The sequence below is a fragment of the Streptomyces sp. NPDC002044 genome (assembly GCF_040296725.1).
Lineage (GTDB): Bacteria > Actinomycetota > Actinomycetes > Streptomycetales > Streptomycetaceae > Streptomyces > Streptomyces antarcticus.
Genome location: NZ_JBEOXU010000072.1, coordinates 17,899 through 32,135 on the forward strand (window position 1 = coordinate 17,899; position 14,237 = coordinate 32,135).

Sequence of the window (14,237 nt, forward strand, 5' to 3'; positions counted from 1 at the left end):
CCGGCACACCCCGGCCACCGGTCCCGCCGGCCGCCCCGGCCGTCGTGCGCGGGGTCGCGGCGGGTGCTCACGGGTGTCCCGCGGACACCTCGCCGACCGCTCCCAGCCGCGCCTGCTCCTCCTCGACGATCCGGCGGGCCATCGCCGTGTCGGAGACGTCGACCGCGTCCGGCGTCGACTCGGCGACCGCGCTGCGCCGTGCGTACGCGTCGAACAGGCGGGTCTTGTTCTTCAGCATCTCCACCATCCGCTCGTCCACCCCGCGCGTGGTGAGCAGCCGGTGCACCCGGACCGGGCGCACCTGCCCCATGCGGTGGGCCCGCGCGACCGCCTGGTGCTCGATGGTCGGTTTGACCTGGGGCTCACAGATGATCACGACGGACGCGGCCTGCATGTTGAGCCCCACTCCCGCGGCCTCGATCTGCGCCAGCAGCACCCCATGCCCCGGTGCGGCGGCGAACTCGTCCACCAGCCGCTGACGGCGGGCGGGCGGCACGCTTCCGGCGATCGGCCCGAACACCCGGCCGCCGCCGCTGCCCCGCACGCCGTCCAAAGCGTCCTTCACCGCTCCGAGGACGTCCTTGAAGTGGGAGAACACCACCACCTTCAACCCGTTCTCGGCGGCGTCCTCGACGATCTCGCGCAGCCGGTCCAGCTTGGCCGACTTCTCGGGGCGCGCGTACGCCGCTCTGCGCATCGCCATGAAGTTGCCGGCCCGGACGGCCTCGCGGTAGGCGTCCTCGTCCGACGCGCTCAGCTCCTCCCACTCGTCCGTCCGCTGGAGCGCGGGCAGTTCGCTCAGCACGTCCTGCTGGTTGCGGCGCAGGTAGACCGGGGCGACGGCCTTGCGGAACGCCGTGGACCCGGCCACCGCGTCACGGTCGCCGACGGCCTGCGCCAGGTGCGGCTGGAGGATCTGCACGAGGCTGCGGAACTCGGCGACCCGGTTCTCCATGGGCGTGCCGGTCATGAACAGCACGTGTTCGCAGCGCGCGGACCACTCGGTCACGGCCTGCGAGCGGCGCGTCTTCGGATTCTTCACGTAGTGCGCCTCGTCCACCACGAGCATGCCCAGCTCACCGGCTCCGGGCGCCGGGAAGCCGCGCAGGGCGTCGAAGGTGGTCACGCCCACGCCGCCCCGGCCCTGCCAGTCTGCGTACGCCTCCCGCTTGTCGGGGCCGTGCAGAGCCGTCACGCGCAGCGTGCTGCGGGCCTCGACCTCGCGCGTCCAGTTGATCAGGACGCTGGCCGGGCAGACGACCATGAAGTGGCTCTGGCCCCCGGCGGCGAGATGGGCCAGGGCGGCGATGGCCTGGATGGTCTTGCCGAGCCCCATCTCGTCGCCGAGGATCACCTTGCGCTGCGCCAGGGCGAAGCGCGCCCCGAAGGCTTGGTAGCCGCGCAGCGAGACCCGCCGGTGCGTGTCGTCGAGCACCTGGTCGCGGACCCGCTCGGCGACCTCGTCGGGCAGGAACCCCTCGGCGGCGGCCGAGTCGGGGCGGCTGCCGGAGAGCTCCGCGAGCAGGCTGTAGTACTCGGCGGACCGCAGCTCGAAGTCGACCCAGGCCGCGACCTCGGTCGAGGCACCGCGCAGCAGATCCACCGACGCCTGCGCGAGCAGCTCCGGCACACCGTCCCGTACGGCCTTCTCGGTCAGCCCGCGGACCTCGGCGACGGCCTCCAGCGCCCGGGCCCGTCCGCCCTGCCCCGCCAACAGCATCCGCAGCCGCCCGGCGGCCGGCCTGGCCTCGTCCAGCAGCGGACCGAGCCGCTCCGAGAGGGCCGCGGCCGCGTCGACGGCACGCCGCGCGTCGGGGCCCGCTTCCACCAGCACGTGCAGGGCCATGAGGAGCGAGGTGGTGCGCGGCTCCGGCCGGTCCACGTCGATGTGGACGGCGATCGTCTCCCGGACCGCGTCGGAGATCTGCCGCGCCGCCGCGATGACCTGATCGGCGGTCCGCTGCCCCACGCCGGGAATCTGCCGCAGCCGGTAGGACCCGGCATCGAGGACCTGCCCGACCGACCGCAGCCCGCTCCTCTCGACTTCCCCGAGCCGCACCCGCCCCTCGGTGACCTCCTTCAGCCGGGCCACCGGGATGGCGTCCAGCGCCTGTTCCGCCGCCGCGTCGCAGATCGGCTTCAGTGCCGCCCGTACCGCCTCGACGGCCCGCAGGTGGTCACCGGCCACCGCCCGCGCCGCCTCGTCCAGCCGCCCGCCCTCGGCGACCGCCTGCTTCTCGCTGCGCCCCATCCCGCCCCGCCCCCTCGCGTCCCGTCCCCGCATCCTGCCACCGCGGCCCGTCCCCGGCCGGTGCCGGTGGAATCACGCGGTCGGCGACTGCGCGCGGCGGCCGACCACGCGTGGGGCCGGGAGGGCCGGGAACGCCGCTCCTGTGACGGCCGCAGCCACTACCGTGAAGCCATGTCCGCACTGCCCGACTGGATGCGCCCGCCGCGCGCGGAAGGCTGGTTCGCGGAGGACCTCGACCGCCTCCCGAGGCACCCCGCCACACCGAGCTGATCGACGGAGCCCTCGTCTTCATGACGTCGCCCCAGAGGTGGTGGCACGGCCACCTCGTCACCATGCTCACGGTCGCGCAGCTGAACGGCCGGCACCGAGTCAGCACGGGAGGGCATCCCGGCACACACCGAGCACACCCCAGATGACCAGCTCCCCGTTGTCGATCGTGTAGACGACGCGGTAGTCACCGATGCGCAGGCTGCGGCGCTCGGGCTGGGACACGAGTGCGGTGGTGTTGAAGCCGAGGAGAAATCCATGGCGCACCAGCCGGACCTCCAACGAGACTGCGCAGGTGAGCAACTCCTACCCCTGTCCCTGCTGCGGGCACCGCGTGCTCGACGCCATGCCCGGCTCCCACGAGATCTGCCCCGTCTGCTTCTGGGAGGACGACGGGGTCCAGTTCCGTTGGCCGGCCATGGACGGCGGGGCGAACAAGGTCTCCCTGATCGAGGCCCAGCTCAACTACCAGGACTTCGGAGCCTGCAAGCAGCGCGTCCGGCAGTACGTCCGACCTCCCGCCGAGGACGAGCCGCTCGACCCGGCTTGGCGCCCCATCGACCTGGCCCACGACTCCTTCGAGGACTGGGACTCGGACGAACGCATCCCCTGGCCCGACGACCGCTCGGTGCTCTGCTGGTGGCTCCACACCTTCTGGCGCCGCGACCATCCGACGTCATGACCTCCCACATCGAGCGACTCGTCCAGCAGCTCGACGGCGATGCCGGCGTGTCCTACGACGCCCGCGCGGAACTGATCTGGCTCGGCTCCGCCGCCACCCCCGCCATCGTCGACGGCCTGCCCTCCCTCGGCGGCTTCGGACAGCTGACCGCCATCGAGGTCTTCCAGGAGGTGAGCGACCCACGCTGCGGACCCGCCCTCATCAGACTGCTGGACAGCGACAACCCGACCGTCCGTGAGTGGGCTGCGATCGCCCTGGCGAGCCTGGAGATCGGCGGCGCGGTCGAGCCCCTGCGCCGCGCCTACCGCGCCTGCCTGGACCGGGCCACCCCGCCGGACTGGACCGAGCCCGACGGCATCCGCTGGGCCCTGACGGAACTCGGCGCCCGCACCCCCGTCGTCCCACCGCGTACCGCTCACCTACGGGCCACCGCCGCGGACAACGCTCCTGGCTGGCCCTCGGTCCACTTCACCGAGATCATCAACGACCTGGCCGACCGCGCCCAGGTAATCCTCTACTCCCAGTTCTGGCAGGTGGACGCCGGCCGCACGTACGGCGTCTCCGGCCCCGGCCTGGACCGGGAACTCGACTGGACCGCGCCCTGGGAGCACCTGGTCGACGAGTCCCGCGCCTGGTCCCTGCTGGAAGCCTCCGAAGCCCCCGTCGGCGACGACATCTTCGTCGCCCCCGCCTGGATCGACCGTGCCGACCTGTACCCGGAGAGGTGACCGAAGCCGTTCCAGCACCCCGAGGGGATCGGTTACGGCTACGTAATCGAGCGCTGTGTGACGAGGAAGGACTCGGACCACCCGCGCTACCGCGAACCGAACAGCGCGCGTCCTGCGGCCGGGGTGGCAGCACCATCCCAGCAGGGGAAATAGTCAGGGGTCCGGCTCATTAAGGCCGGACCCCTTCTGACCTGTACGTTTGCCAGATCAGCGATGTGACGCCAAGTCACGCATCAGACGTTGAAGCGGAACTCCACCACGTCGCCGTCCTGCATGACGTACTCCTTGCCCTCCATGCGGGCCTTGCCCTTCGCGCGGGCTTCCGCGACCGAGCCGCATTCGACCAGGTCCGCGAAGGAGATGACCTCCGCCTTGATGAAGCCGCGCTGGAAGTCCGTGTGGATGACGCCCGCCGCCTCCGGGGCCGTCGCGCCCTGCTTGATCGTCCAGGCGCGGGTCTCCTTCGGGCCCGCCGTCAGGTACGTCTGCAGGCCCAGGGTGGTGAAGCCGACGCGGCCCAGTGTGGCCATGCCCGGCTCGTCCTGGCCGACCGACTGGAGGAGTTCGAGGGCCTCGTCGTCCTCCAGCTCGACGAGCTCCGCCTCCAGCTTGGCGTTCAGGAAGATCGCCTCCGCCGGGGCGACCAGCGCGCTCTGCGCCGCCTTGAAGGCGTCGTCCGTCAGCTCGTCCTCGTCCACGTTGAACACGTAGAGGAAGGGCTTCGTCGTGAGGAGGTGCAGCTCGTGGAGGAGGTCGCCCCGCTCCGTGCCCTTCGTGATGCCCTTGGAGAAGAGGGTGTCGCCCGCCTCGAGGATCTTCTTGGCCTCGACGACCGCCGCCAGGACCGCGACCTTCTCCTTCTGGAGCCGGGACTCCTTCGCCAGGCGCGGCTCGGCCTTCTCGATCGACTGGAGGTCGGCGAGGATCAGCTCGGTGTTGATCGTCTCGATGTCGTCCTTCGGCGAGACCTTGCCGTCGACGTGGACGACGTTCTCGTCCACGAAGGCGCGGATGACCTGGCAGATCGCGTCCGACTCGCGGATGTTCGCGAGGAACTTGTTCCCCAGGCCCTCGCCTTCCGAGGCGCCGCGGACGATGCCCGCGATGTCGACGAAGTCGACGGTGGCGGGGATGACCTTCTGCGAGCCGAAGATGCCGGCCAGGACGGCCAGGCGCTTGTCCGGGACGCCGACGACGCCGACGTTCGGCTCGATCGTGGCGAACGGGTAGTTGGCCGCCAGCACGTCGTTCTTGGTCAGGGCGTTGAACAGGGTCGACTTGCCGACATTCGGCAGGCCGACGATTCCGATCGTGAGCGACACGTTGGCGACTTCCCGTAGTGGAGGGGCGGCGGCCCGGGTGCGGGCCATGGAGCAGTTTACTTTCCGATGAGCGGGGGTGGATGTACGCGTGTCCGCGGCCCGATCCGGGGGGCCGCCCGCCTACTTTGGTGACGTGGAGCGATACAGGACGCGACCGGCCCCTCACCCCCAGCGACCCCCGGCCCAGCGCCGGCGGCCGAGTTCCGCCGCCGCGCCCCCCGTCCAGGGGGGCGCGCCGGGGCTCGCGCGCCGGCTGCCCGGGCTCAGGCTGCCCAGGCCCCGGCTGACCGGGCTGGGCGGCGGGCTCTTCTCGAGCGCCGCCATGGTGCTGGTCGCGGGGTTCTCCTGGCTGCTCTTCGACGCCTCGCTCTTCGTCTACGGGCTGCTCTTCCTGCCCGTCGCCGCCGCCACCGCGCTCTGGGTGCGGCCCGCCGACCTGATCACCGCGCCGATCACCGCGCCCATCGCGTTCGCCGCCGGAGTGTGGCCCGTCGCGGGCGGCTCCGGCGGCTTCGGCGGTCATCTGATGGGGCTGGTGTCCGCGCTGTCCCTGCACGCCGGCTGGCTGTACGCGGGCACGCTGGTGGCGGCGCTCATCGCCGTCGTGCGCAAGGCCGTGCTGATCGGCCGGCGGCGGATGCCCCGCCGCCGGCCCACCGCCCAGCCCTAGCTTCCGAAGACGCCCCGCCCCGCCGTCACTGTTTCGCCGCCATCGCCGCCCCGACGATGCCCGCGTTGTTCTGGAGCTTCGCCGGGACGATCTCCGCACGGACGCCCTCGATCAGGGGCAGGAACTTCTCCGGCTTGCGGCTGACGCCGCCGCCGAGGATGAACAGGTCCGGGGAGAACAGCATCTCCACGTGCTCCAGGTACTTCTGCAGGCGGTGGGCCCAGTGCTCCCAGCTCAGCTCGCCGTCTTCCTTCGCCTTCACCGACGCCCGCTTCTCCGCGTCGTGGCCCTTCAGCTCCAGGTGGCCCAGCTCCGTGTTCGGGACCAGGTGCCCGTCGGTGAACAGGGCGCTCCCGATGCCCGTGCCCAGCGTGAGCAGGATGACGGTGCCGCCCCGGCCGCGCCCGGCGCCGTACGTCATCTCCGCGACGCCCGCCGCGTCCGCGTCGTTGAGGACCGTGACGGGCAGGCCGTCCAGCTCCCGCGAGAGGAGGGCCGCCGCGTCGACGCCGACCCAGCTCTTGTCCACGTTGGCCGCCGAACGGGTGACGCCGCCCGTGACGACCCCCGGGAAGGTCACCCCGACCGGGCCCGTCCAGGAGAACGCGCGGACCACCTCCGCGACGCAGCCGGCCACCCCCTCGGGGGTGGCCGGCTGCGGTGTCAGTACTTTGTGGCGCTCCTGCGCCAGATCGCCCCGGTCCAGGTCCACGGGCGCGCCCTTGATTCCCGAACCGCCGATGTCCACACCCATGATCTGCATGGACATACCGTACGAAAAGACTTACTTGTCGGCGACCAGTTCGGCCGCTTCCGCACGAAGGTCGCGGCGCAGCTCCTTCGGCAGCGAGAACACGATCGATTCCTCGGCCGTCTTGACGATCTCCACGTCCGCATACCCGCGCTTGGCGAGGTAATCCAGCACTTCCTCGACCAATACCTCCGGCACCGAGGCGCCCGAGGTCAGACCGACCGTGGTGACGCCCTCCAGCCAGGCTTCGTCGATCTCGCTCGCGAAGTCGACGAGGTACGCGGCGCGGGCGCCCGCGTCGAGCGCGACCTCGACGAGGCGGATCGAGTTCGAGGAGTTCTTCGAGCCGACGACGATGACCAGGTCGGAGTCGGCGCCCATGACCTTGACGGCCGCCTGCCGGTTCGAGGTGGCGTAGCAGATGTCGTCGCTGGGCGGCGAGAGAAGCAGCGGGAACTTCGTCTTCAGCGCGTCGACCGTCTCCATCGTCTCGTCGACCGACAGCGTGGTCTGGGACAGCCAGACGACCTTCGACTCGTCGCGCACCTCGACGTTCGCGACGTCCTCGGGCCCGTCCACGATGGTGATGTGGTCCGGGGCCTCGCCGGAGGTGCCGATGACCTCCTCGTGGCCCTCGTGGCCGATGAGGAGGATGTCGAAGTCCTCGCTCGCGTACCGGATGGCTTCCTTGTGCACCTTGGTGACCAGCGGGCAGGTCGCGTCGATCGTGGCGAGCTTGCCGCGGGCCGCCTCTTCGTGCACCACCGGCGCCACGCCGTGCGCGGAGAACATGACGATGGAGCCCTCGGGCACCTCCTCCGTCCGCTCGACGAAGATGGCCCCCTTCTTCTCCAGGGTCTGGACCACGTACTTGTTGTGGACGATCTCGTGGCGGACGTAGACCGGCGCACCGTACTGCTCGAGGGCTTTCTCGACGGCGATCACGGCTCGGTCCACGCCCGCGCAGTACCCGCGGGGGGCGGCGAGCAGGACGCGGCGGGAAGCGGGAGCAGGAGCGGGAGCAGTCATACGGTCCATCGTACGGGGGTCCCTGAGAGGCCGGACGTCGCCCGTTCGGCAGAAACTTGGTCGAAAGCGTGTCCCGCCTATCGCCTGGAGGACGGATGGCGTCCGTGACGGATTCCAGTAAGGCGGCGCCCGCCGCGCTGCGGCGGACCCTCGGATTCCGGGACCTCGTCGTCTACGGGCTCCTCTTCATCGCCCCCATGGCCCCGGTCGGTGTCTTCGGCACCCTGGACGCCAAGTCGCACGGGGCCATCGCGCTCGTCTACCTCGTCGCGACGGTCGCGATGGCGTTCACGGCGTTCAGCTACGCGCAGATGGTGCGGGTGGCCCCGCAGGCCGGCTCGGTCTTCACGTACGCCCGCAAGGGCCTGGGCGAGGGTCCGGGGCTGATCGCCGGGTGGATGGCGATGCTCGACTACCTGCTGATCCCGGCGGTCGCGTACCTGTTCTCGGGGATCGCGATGAACGCGCTGGTCCCGGAGGTGTCGCGGTGGGTGTGGACGGCGCTGGCCGTGGTGGTGACGACGCTGCTGAACCTGTGGGGCGTACGGGCGGCCGCGCGGGTGGGCTTCGCGGTGCTGGCCCTGGAGATCGTGGTCCTGCTGGTCTTCCTGGTCGCCGCGGTGACCGCGCTGGCGCGGGGCGGGGCGCAGCGCGGCTGGCTGTCGCCGCTGACGGGCGACGACTCGCTGGCGTTCTCGCTCGCGGCCGTGCTGGGCGCGGTGTCGGTCGCGGTGCTGTCGTACCTGGGCTTCGACGCGATCGCCTCCTTCGCCGAGGAGGTGACGGGCGGCAGCGCGAAGGTGGCGCGGGCGGTGCTGTTCTGCCTGGCCCTGACCGGGGTGCTGTTCGTCGCGCAGACGTACCTGGCGGCGCTGCTGTCGCCGCTGACGGCGGCGGAGCTGGCGGCGCGGCCGGTGGAGCAGGGGCCGGCCTTCTACAACACGGTGGAGTCGGCGGCCGGGCCCTGGCTGCACGACCTGGTCGCGGTCAGCAAGGCGATCGGGGCGGCCTTCGCGGCGCTGGCCGGGCAGGCGGCGGCCGGGCGGCTGCTGTTCGCGATGGCCCGGGAGCGGCGTCTGCCGGGTGCGCTGGCGCGGACGTACGGCGGCACCCCGCGCCCGGCGCTGCTGGTGGCGGCCACCGTCACCCTGGTCGCGGCGGTGTGGGCGGCGCGGCGCGACGACGGGCTGGACCACCTGGTGTCGGTGGTGGACGTCGGGGCGCTGGTGGCGTTCACGCTGCTGCACGCCTCGGTGGTGGGCTGGTTCGTGGTGCAGCGGCGGGAGGGGCCGCCGAACTGGCTCCGGCACCTGGTGGTGCCGGTCCTGGGCGCGGCGGTGACCGTCACGGTGATCGTGGCGGCCTCGTGGACGGCGCAGCTGGTGGGGGCGGTGTGGCTGGCGGCGGGCCTGTGCGTGCTGTTCGCCCAGCGCGGCCGGCACGGTCCGGGGGCGGCCGCGGGCGGCGACACCCCCGGCGGCCCCTGAGACGCTGTCAGCCGGGCCGGATAGCCTGCGTGCATGGCTCTGAATACGTCGGCCGAGGCGCCGCTGCCGGTAGGCCAGGTGTCCCGGCTCATCGGGGGCTGGATCGACAAGCTCGGCCAGGTGTGGGTGGAGGGGCAGATCACGCAGCTCTCGCGGAGGCCGGGGGCGGGGGTGGTCTTCCTGACGCTGCGCGACCCCTCGCACGACATCTCCGTCAGCGTGACCTGCTTCCGCCAGGTCTACGACGAGGTCGCGGACGCCGTCTCGGAGGGCGCGCGGGTCGTCGTCCTCGCCAAGCCGGAGTGGTACGCCCCGCGCGGGCAGCTGTCCCTGCGGGCGACCGAGATACGGCCCGTCGGCATCGGGGAGCTGCTGGCCCGCCTGGAGCGGCTCAAGCGGTCCCTCGCCACCGAGGGCCTGTTCGCCCTGGACCGCAAGAAGCCGCTGCCCTTCCTGCCCCAGCTGATCGGGCTGGTGGTCGGGCGGGCGTCGGCGGCCGAGCGCGACGTACTGGAGAACGCGCGGCGGCGCTGGCCGGCGGTCCGCTTCGAGGTGCGCAACGTGGCCGTCCAGGGGGTGCACGCGGTGCCCCAGGTGATCCAGGCCGTCCGGGAGCTCGACGCCCTGGACGAGGTGGACGTGATCATCGTGGCGCGCGGCGGCGGCAGCGTGGAGGACCTGCTGCCGTTCTCCGACGAGGAGGTCGTACGGGCGGTCGCCGCGGCCCGTACGCCGGTCGTCTCGGCCATCGGCCACGAGCCGGACTCCCCGCTGCTGGACCTGGTCGCGGACCTGCGGGCCTCCACGCCCACGGACGCGGCGAAGAAGGTGGTCCCGGACGTGGGCGAGGAGCTGGAGCGGGTGCGCCAGCTCCAGGACCGGGGGCTGCGGGCCGTACGGGGTCTGCTCGACCGGGAGGAGCGGGGGCTCGCGCACGCCCTGGCCCGGCCGGTCTTCGTCCACCCGCAGCGGATGGTGGAGACCCGGGAGGCCGAGGTGGACGCGCTGCTGGCCCGCAGCCGCCGCACGCTGGGGCATCTGCTGGACCGGGCCGACTCGGAGCTCTCGCACACCCTGGCCCGGGTGGTGGCGCTGTCCCCGGCCGCGACCCTGGAGCGGGGCTACGCCGTGCTCCAGCGGGCCGACGGGCACGTGGTGCGCTCGCCCGGGGAGGTCTCGGGGGACGAGGTGCTGCACGCGCGGGTGGCGGAGGGCGCCTTCTCCGTACGGGTCTGCGAACCGGCCGCCGGCCCGGCCGCGGCACCGGGCACCGGCGTTGCGGCCGCGCCGGCCGCCGCGCCGGCTTCCGAATGACGACACACTGCCGCAACCAACGCGTCGGACTACGAACCTAGGGTGGAGAAGCGAATGGCAGAGGCCGAAACGGCACTGGGGTACGAGCAGGCCCGCGACGAGCTGATCGAGGTCGTCCGCAAGCTGGAGGCGGGCGGCACCTCGCTGGAGGACTCGCTCGCGCTCTGGGAGCGCGGCGAGGAGCTCGCGAAGGTCTGCCGGCACTGGCTGGAGGGGGCCAGGGCCCGTCTGGACTCGGCGCTCGCGGTCCGGGAGGCGGCCGGCGAGGAGTGATTCCGGTCACCGCACCGGCGGTTTAGTTGAAACTTCATCTACTTCCGCCGTAGAGTCGGGGACATCGCTTCACCTCTGTTCCGTATGGAAGAAGGCTTTCCGATGTCTCTCGTTCTCGACCCCGCCGCGCAGGACCTGCTGTTCCGCGAGGCCCGCACGGCCAACTCGTTCTCCGACGAGCCGGTCACCGAGGAGCAGGTCCAGGCGATCTACGACCTGGTGAAGTTCGGCCCCACCGCCTTCAACCAGACCCCGCTGCGCATCACGCTGGTCCGCTCCCCCGAGGCCCGCGAGCGCCTCGTGAAGCACCTCTCCGAGGGCAACCAGGCCAAGACCGCCGCCGCGCCGCTCGTCGCGATCCTCTCGGCGGACAACGAGTTCCACGAGGAGCTCCCGCACCTGCTCCCGCACTTCCCGCAGGCCAAGGACCTCTTCTTCGCCGAGCGTCCGGTCCGCGAGCACTCCGCGCTGCTGAACGCCGCGCTGCAGGCCGCGTACTTCATCGTCGGTGTCCGCGCCGCCGGTCTGGCCGCGGGTCCGATGACCGGCGCCGACCTCGCCGGGGTCCAGAAGGAGTTCCTGGACGCCGACCACACCCCGCTGATGATCGTCAACATCGGCAAGCCGGGCGTGGACGCCGTCGCGTTCCCGCGCTCCCCGCGCCTGGAGTTCGACCAGGTCATCACCACCGTCTGAGTGCGGACGGCGCCCGCCGCCGTACGCGAAGAGGCCGCGCCCCCCGGGATTCCGGGGGGCGCGGCCTCTTCGCTTACACGTCGCGGGTGCGGACGGGCCGCGTACGGGCGGCGATCCGCGTACGGGGGCGAACCGCGGGCCGTAGGGGCCCGTACGGCCCCGGCGCTATCCGCCCGCCGTGGCGCCCTGCTTGAACTCCAGGGCCGCCGCCATCGCGCCGAGCTGCTCGAAGGAGGCCGTTCCGGTCACCACCGTGACGTAGCCCTGGTCCCGCTTGACGAGGGCGTCGTACTTCTCGCCCTCCCAGCGCTCCCAGGCCGCGTCGCCGACCTGCTGCGTCCGTCCGGTGGCCGTCGCCTGCTGGGTGACCCGGCCCAGGTACTTCCCGGAGACGTCGGTGGACTGCTCCAGCGCCACGTACTCCTGCCCGGGGTCCAGGAAGCCCAGGTGCCAGGCGCTGGCGTTCTTGCGCTCGTACGTCACCGATGTCGCGCGCCACTCGGCCGGGAGCCCGACGGGGACCGCCAGGGGGTACGGCGCCGCACGGCGGGCCGTGATCGTCTCCACCCGGTAGTCGACCGTGCGCGTCGGATCGGCCTTCTCGTCGTGCGGGATGAAGAGATAGATCCCCGCGACGACGAGGCCGATCACCCCCAGCGACCGGACCATGTCCCAGACCGTCTGCTTGCCTTTCATACCTGCCACGGGACCATCGTCCCGCATCGCCGGCGGCGATCACCGCCGGGGTGGCCCCGAGCGGTCGCGCGGCGGCGCGGCGGGGGCAGGGGGCCGGTCCACAAGACGCCCCGTCAGGCCAATCGGCTGACCGGTATGCCGCTCATACGTGACCCGGCCTGCTCAATATGTCGACGTACCGATAGAGTTCGGGCACCCTCACATCCCGGCCGTCGTCGTACAGAAAGGTGCGCTCCGATGACCGAGCACAACCTGCCGCCCCAGCTCGAAGTCTCTCCCGAAGCCCCCGACCGCAACCTCGCCCTGGAACTGGTCCGGGTCACCGAGGCCGCCGCCATGGCCGCGGGCCGGTGGGTCGGCCGCGGTGACAAGCTCGGCGCGGACGGCGCCGCGGTCAACGCCATGCGGACCCTGATCTCCACCGTGTCGATGAACGGCGTCGTCGTCATCGGCGAGGGGGAGAAGGACGAAGCCCCCATGCTCTTCAACGGCGAGCGGGTCGGCGACGGCACCGGCGCCGAGGTCGACATCGCCGTGGACCCGATCGACGGCACCACCCTGAACGCCAAGGGCATGCCGAACGCGATCGCCGTCCTGGCCGCCGCCGACCGCGGCACCATGTTCGACCCGTCGGCCGTCTTCTACATGGAGAAGCTGGTCACGGGCCCCGAGGCCGCCGACTTCGTCGACATCAACGCCCCCGCCTCGGTCAACATCCGGCGCGTCGCGAAGGCCAAGAACATGGCCGTCGAGGACGTCACCGTGGTCATCCTGGACCGCCCGCGTCACGAGGGCATCGTCAAGGAGATCCGCGAGACCGGCGCCCGCATCAAGTTCATCTCGGACGGCGACGTCGCGGGTTCGGTCATGGCGGTGCGCGAGGGCACCGGCGTCGACCTGCTCCTCGGCATCGGCGGCACGCCCGAGGGCATCATCTCGGCGTGCGCCATAAAGTGCCTCGGCGGCACGATCCAGGGCAAGCTGTGGCCCAAGGACGAGGCCGAGCGCCAGAAGGCGATCGACGCGGGCCACGACCTGGACCGGGTCCTGCACACGACCGACCTGGTCTCCGGCGACAACGTCTTCTTCGTCGCCACCGGCATCACGGACGGCGAACTGCTGCGCGGCGTCCACTACCGCTCGGAGACCGCGACGACGTCCTCGCTGGTCATGCGCTCGAAGTCGGGCACGATCCGGCAGATCGACTCGACGCACCGGCTGTCCAAGCTGCGCGCGTACAGCGCGATCGACTTCGACCGGGCCCAGTAGACCCGGCGGAAGCGGCACGGCGAGAGGGGCGGTCACCGCGTGCGGCGGTGACCGCCCCTCTGGCGTGGGTACGGGACGTCGGTACGGGAAACCGGTGCGGTGCGCCGGCGCCGGAAACCGGTGCGGGACGGCGTGCGCGAGCCGGTACGGTGCCCCGCGCGCCCGGCGGTGTCCGGGCGGGGGCGTGAGGGGGACGGTGGGTCAGCCCGCCGCGGCGATCGGACCGGTTCCCGGGGCCTGGCGCAGCTCGGCGGACCGGCGGCGCATCCGGGCCAGCACCACGCGGCGCTCGGCGGCGGTGAGGCCGCCCCAGACCCCGTACGGCTCGGGCTGGAGCAGGGCGTGCTCGCGGCAGGCGACCATCACCGGGCAGCGGGCACAGACGCGCTTGGCGGCCTCCTCGCGGGAGAGGCGGGAGGCGGTCGGCTCCTTGGACGGAGCGAAGAACAGCCCCGCCTCGTCGCGGCGGCAGACCGCGTCCGCGTGCCAGGGGCCGTCCCCGGCCCTGGCCGGCACCCGCGGCTTCGGCACGGCGGCCGGGCGCCCGTGGAGACCCTGAACGGCGGCTACCTGCAGGGACTGATGCGGCGGATGCGGCACGGTCTACTCCTGACGACGTATACGCGAGCGAGAGACGATGCACCAGTCCCTACCCGCTGGGGGCTCCCCTAAGCGCGGCGCGCCACCGGGCGCGGCGGGTTCGGGACGATCTTCGGCGGGACCTTGAACCACTGCATGTTGTTGTTGCGCCGTCCGATCCGCTTGATGTTGACCAGGTTCACCGCGGTGACGTTGCCGGAGA

At 72.1% G+C, this 14,237-nt stretch carries 14 protein-coding genes and 2 pseudogenes; 9 read left to right on the forward strand and 7 right to left on the reverse strand.

What is annotated here, in order from left to right; translation table 11 throughout:
• Positions 1-67: 67 nt before the first annotated feature.
• The gene (locus ABT106_RS19035; protein WP_351278579.1) at positions 68-2,251 is read right to left on the reverse strand and encodes a DEAD/DEAH box helicase; all 2,184 of its coding nucleotides are present in this window, start codon (positions 2,249-2,251) and stop codon (positions 68-70) included.
• Positions 2,252-2,422: 171 nt separating this feature from the next.
• Between ABT106_RS19035 and ABT106_RS19040 the strand changes: the two are divergent.
• A pseudogene (locus tag ABT106_RS19040) lies at positions 2,423-2,607 on the forward strand (Uma2 family endonuclease); the annotation flags it as partial.
• Between the two features lie 13 nt (positions 2,608-2,620).
• On the opposite strand, the pseudogene ABT106_RS19045 reads toward ABT106_RS19040, so the two are convergent.
• Positions 2,621-2,767 (reverse strand): annotated as a pseudogene (locus ABT106_RS19045) (type II toxin-antitoxin system RelE family toxin); the annotation flags it as partial.
• A gap of 46 nt (positions 2,768-2,813) precedes the next feature.
• Between ABT106_RS19045 and ABT106_RS19050 the strand changes: the two are divergent.
• Positions 2,814-3,200, forward strand: coding sequence for a CPCC family cysteine-rich protein (locus ABT106_RS19050; RefSeq protein WP_351278581.1), 387 nt, complete (start codon positions 2,814-2,816; stop codon positions 3,198-3,200).
• On the forward strand, positions 3,197-3,928 hold the full coding sequence (locus ABT106_RS19055; RefSeq protein ID WP_351278584.1) for a HEAT repeat domain-containing protein: 732 nt from the start codon (positions 3,197-3,199) through the stop codon (positions 3,926-3,928). Before ABT106_RS19050 ends, ABT106_RS19055 begins: the two co-directional genes overlap by 4 nt.
• Positions 3,929-4,161: 233 nt before the next feature.
• On the opposite strand, the gene ychF is transcribed toward ABT106_RS19055, so the two are convergent.
• Positions 4,162-5,250 (reverse strand): redox-regulated ATPase YchF, encoded by a 1,089-nt coding sequence (ychF, locus tag ABT106_RS19060; RefSeq protein WP_351278608.1) that lies wholly within the window; start codon positions 5,248-5,250, stop codon positions 4,162-4,164.
• 133 nt (positions 5,251-5,383) lie between these two features.
• Here ychF and ABT106_RS19065 point away from each other — a divergent pair, with 133 nt between their 5' ends.
• Complete coding sequence (locus ABT106_RS19065) at positions 5,384-5,920, forward strand: DUF6542 domain-containing protein (RefSeq protein WP_502979423.1); 537 nt, start codon at positions 5,384-5,386, stop codon at positions 5,918-5,920.
• A gap of 25 nt (positions 5,921-5,945) precedes the next feature.
• On the opposite strand, the gene ppgK is transcribed toward ABT106_RS19065, so the two are convergent.
• Both ppgK and ABT106_RS19075 read right to left on the reverse strand, forming a co-directional pair.
• Positions 5,946-6,683, reverse strand: coding sequence for a polyphosphate--glucose phosphotransferase (ppgK, locus tag ABT106_RS19070; protein ID WP_351278586.1), 738 nt, complete (start codon positions 6,681-6,683; stop codon positions 5,946-5,948).
• Positions 6,684-6,704: 21 nt separating this feature from the next.
• Complete coding sequence (locus ABT106_RS19075; RefSeq protein ID WP_351278589.1) at positions 6,705-7,709, reverse strand: 4-hydroxy-3-methylbut-2-enyl diphosphate reductase; 1,005 nt, start codon at positions 7,707-7,709, stop codon at positions 6,705-6,707.
• An 86-nt stretch (positions 7,710-7,795) separates the two neighbouring features.
• Here ABT106_RS19075 and ABT106_RS19080 point away from each other — a divergent pair, with 86 nt between their 5' ends.
• The 4 genes from ABT106_RS19080 (at position 7,796) to ABT106_RS19095 (ending at position 11,470) form a co-directional block, all read left to right on the forward strand.
• Positions 7,796-9,187, forward strand: a complete 1,392-nt coding sequence (locus ABT106_RS19080) for an APC family permease (protein ID WP_351278591.1) — start codon at positions 7,796-7,798, stop codon at positions 9,185-9,187.
• Between the two features lie 33 nt (positions 9,188-9,220).
• A complete protein-coding gene (gene xseA, locus ABT106_RS19085; RefSeq protein WP_351278594.1) occupies positions 9,221-10,501 on the forward strand; it encodes an exodeoxyribonuclease VII large subunit in 1,281 nt (426 codons plus the stop codon).
• Positions 10,502-10,555: 54 nt separating this feature from the next.
• On the forward strand, positions 10,556-10,774 hold the full coding sequence (locus ABT106_RS19090) for an exodeoxyribonuclease VII small subunit (RefSeq protein WP_351278597.1): 219 nt from the start codon (positions 10,556-10,558) through the stop codon (positions 10,772-10,774).
• A 102-nt stretch (positions 10,775-10,876) separates the two neighbouring features.
• Positions 10,877-11,470: a malonic semialdehyde reductase gene (locus tag ABT106_RS19095; RefSeq protein WP_351278599.1), complete on the forward strand. Its 594-nt coding sequence runs from the start codon at positions 10,877-10,879 to the stop codon at positions 11,468-11,470.
• Between the two features lie 165 nt (positions 11,471-11,635).
• On the opposite strand, the gene ABT106_RS19100 is transcribed toward ABT106_RS19095, so the two are convergent.
• Complete coding sequence (locus ABT106_RS19100; protein ID WP_351278613.1) at positions 11,636-12,166, reverse strand: DUF4245 domain-containing protein; 531 nt, start codon at positions 12,164-12,166, stop codon at positions 11,636-11,638.
• A 237-nt stretch (positions 12,167-12,403) separates the two neighbouring features.
• Between ABT106_RS19100 and glpX the strand changes: the two genes are divergently transcribed.
• Complete coding sequence (gene glpX / locus ABT106_RS19105; protein ID WP_351278602.1) at positions 12,404-13,435, forward strand: class II fructose-bisphosphatase; 1,032 nt, start codon at positions 12,404-12,406, stop codon at positions 13,433-13,435.
• A 201-nt stretch (positions 13,436-13,636) separates the two neighbouring features.
• Here the strand turns inward: glpX and ABT106_RS19110 are convergent, their stop codons facing one another.
• Entirely contained in the window at positions 13,637-14,035 is a 399-nt protein-coding gene (locus tag ABT106_RS19110; RefSeq protein ID WP_502979424.1) for a WhiB family transcriptional regulator, read from the reverse strand.
• Between the last annotated feature and the right edge of the window lie 202 nt (positions 14,036-14,237).

Bases quoted from the DNA above. Each gene is read 5' to 3' on its own strand.
- ABT106_RS19035 (WP_351278579.1), bottom strand. From the start codon at position 2,251: ATGGGGCGCAGCGAGAAGCAGGCGGTCGCCGAGGGCGGGCGGCTGGAC.
- ABT106_RS19055 (WP_351278584.1), top strand. From the start codon at position 3,197: ATGACCTCCCACATCGAGCGACTCGTCCAGCAGCTCGACGGCGATGCC.
- ppgK (WP_351278586.1), bottom strand. From the start codon at position 6,683: ATGCAGATCATGGGTGTGGACATCGGCGGTTCGGGAATCAAGGGCGCG.
- ABT106_RS19075 (WP_351278589.1), bottom strand. From the start codon at position 7,709: ATGGACCGTATGACTGCTCCCGCTCCTGCTCCCGCTTCCCGCCGCGTC.
- ABT106_RS19080 (WP_351278591.1), top strand. From the start codon at position 7,796: ATGGCGTCCGTGACGGATTCCAGTAAGGCGGCGCCCGCCGCGCTGCGG.
- xseA (WP_351278594.1), top strand. From the start codon at position 9,221: ATGGCTCTGAATACGTCGGCCGAGGCGCCGCTGCCGGTAGGCCAGGTG.
- ABT106_RS19090 (WP_351278597.1), top strand. From the start codon at position 10,556: ATGGCAGAGGCCGAAACGGCACTGGGGTACGAGCAGGCCCGCGACGAG.
- ABT106_RS19095 (WP_351278599.1), top strand. From the start codon at position 10,877: ATGTCTCTCGTTCTCGACCCCGCCGCGCAGGACCTGCTGTTCCGCGAG.
- ABT106_RS19100 (WP_351278613.1), bottom strand. From the start codon at position 12,166: ATGAAAGGCAAGCAGACGGTCTGGGACATGGTCCGGTCGCTGGGGGTG.
- glpX (WP_351278602.1), top strand. From the start codon at position 12,404: ATGACCGAGCACAACCTGCCGCCCCAGCTCGAAGTCTCTCCCGAAGCC.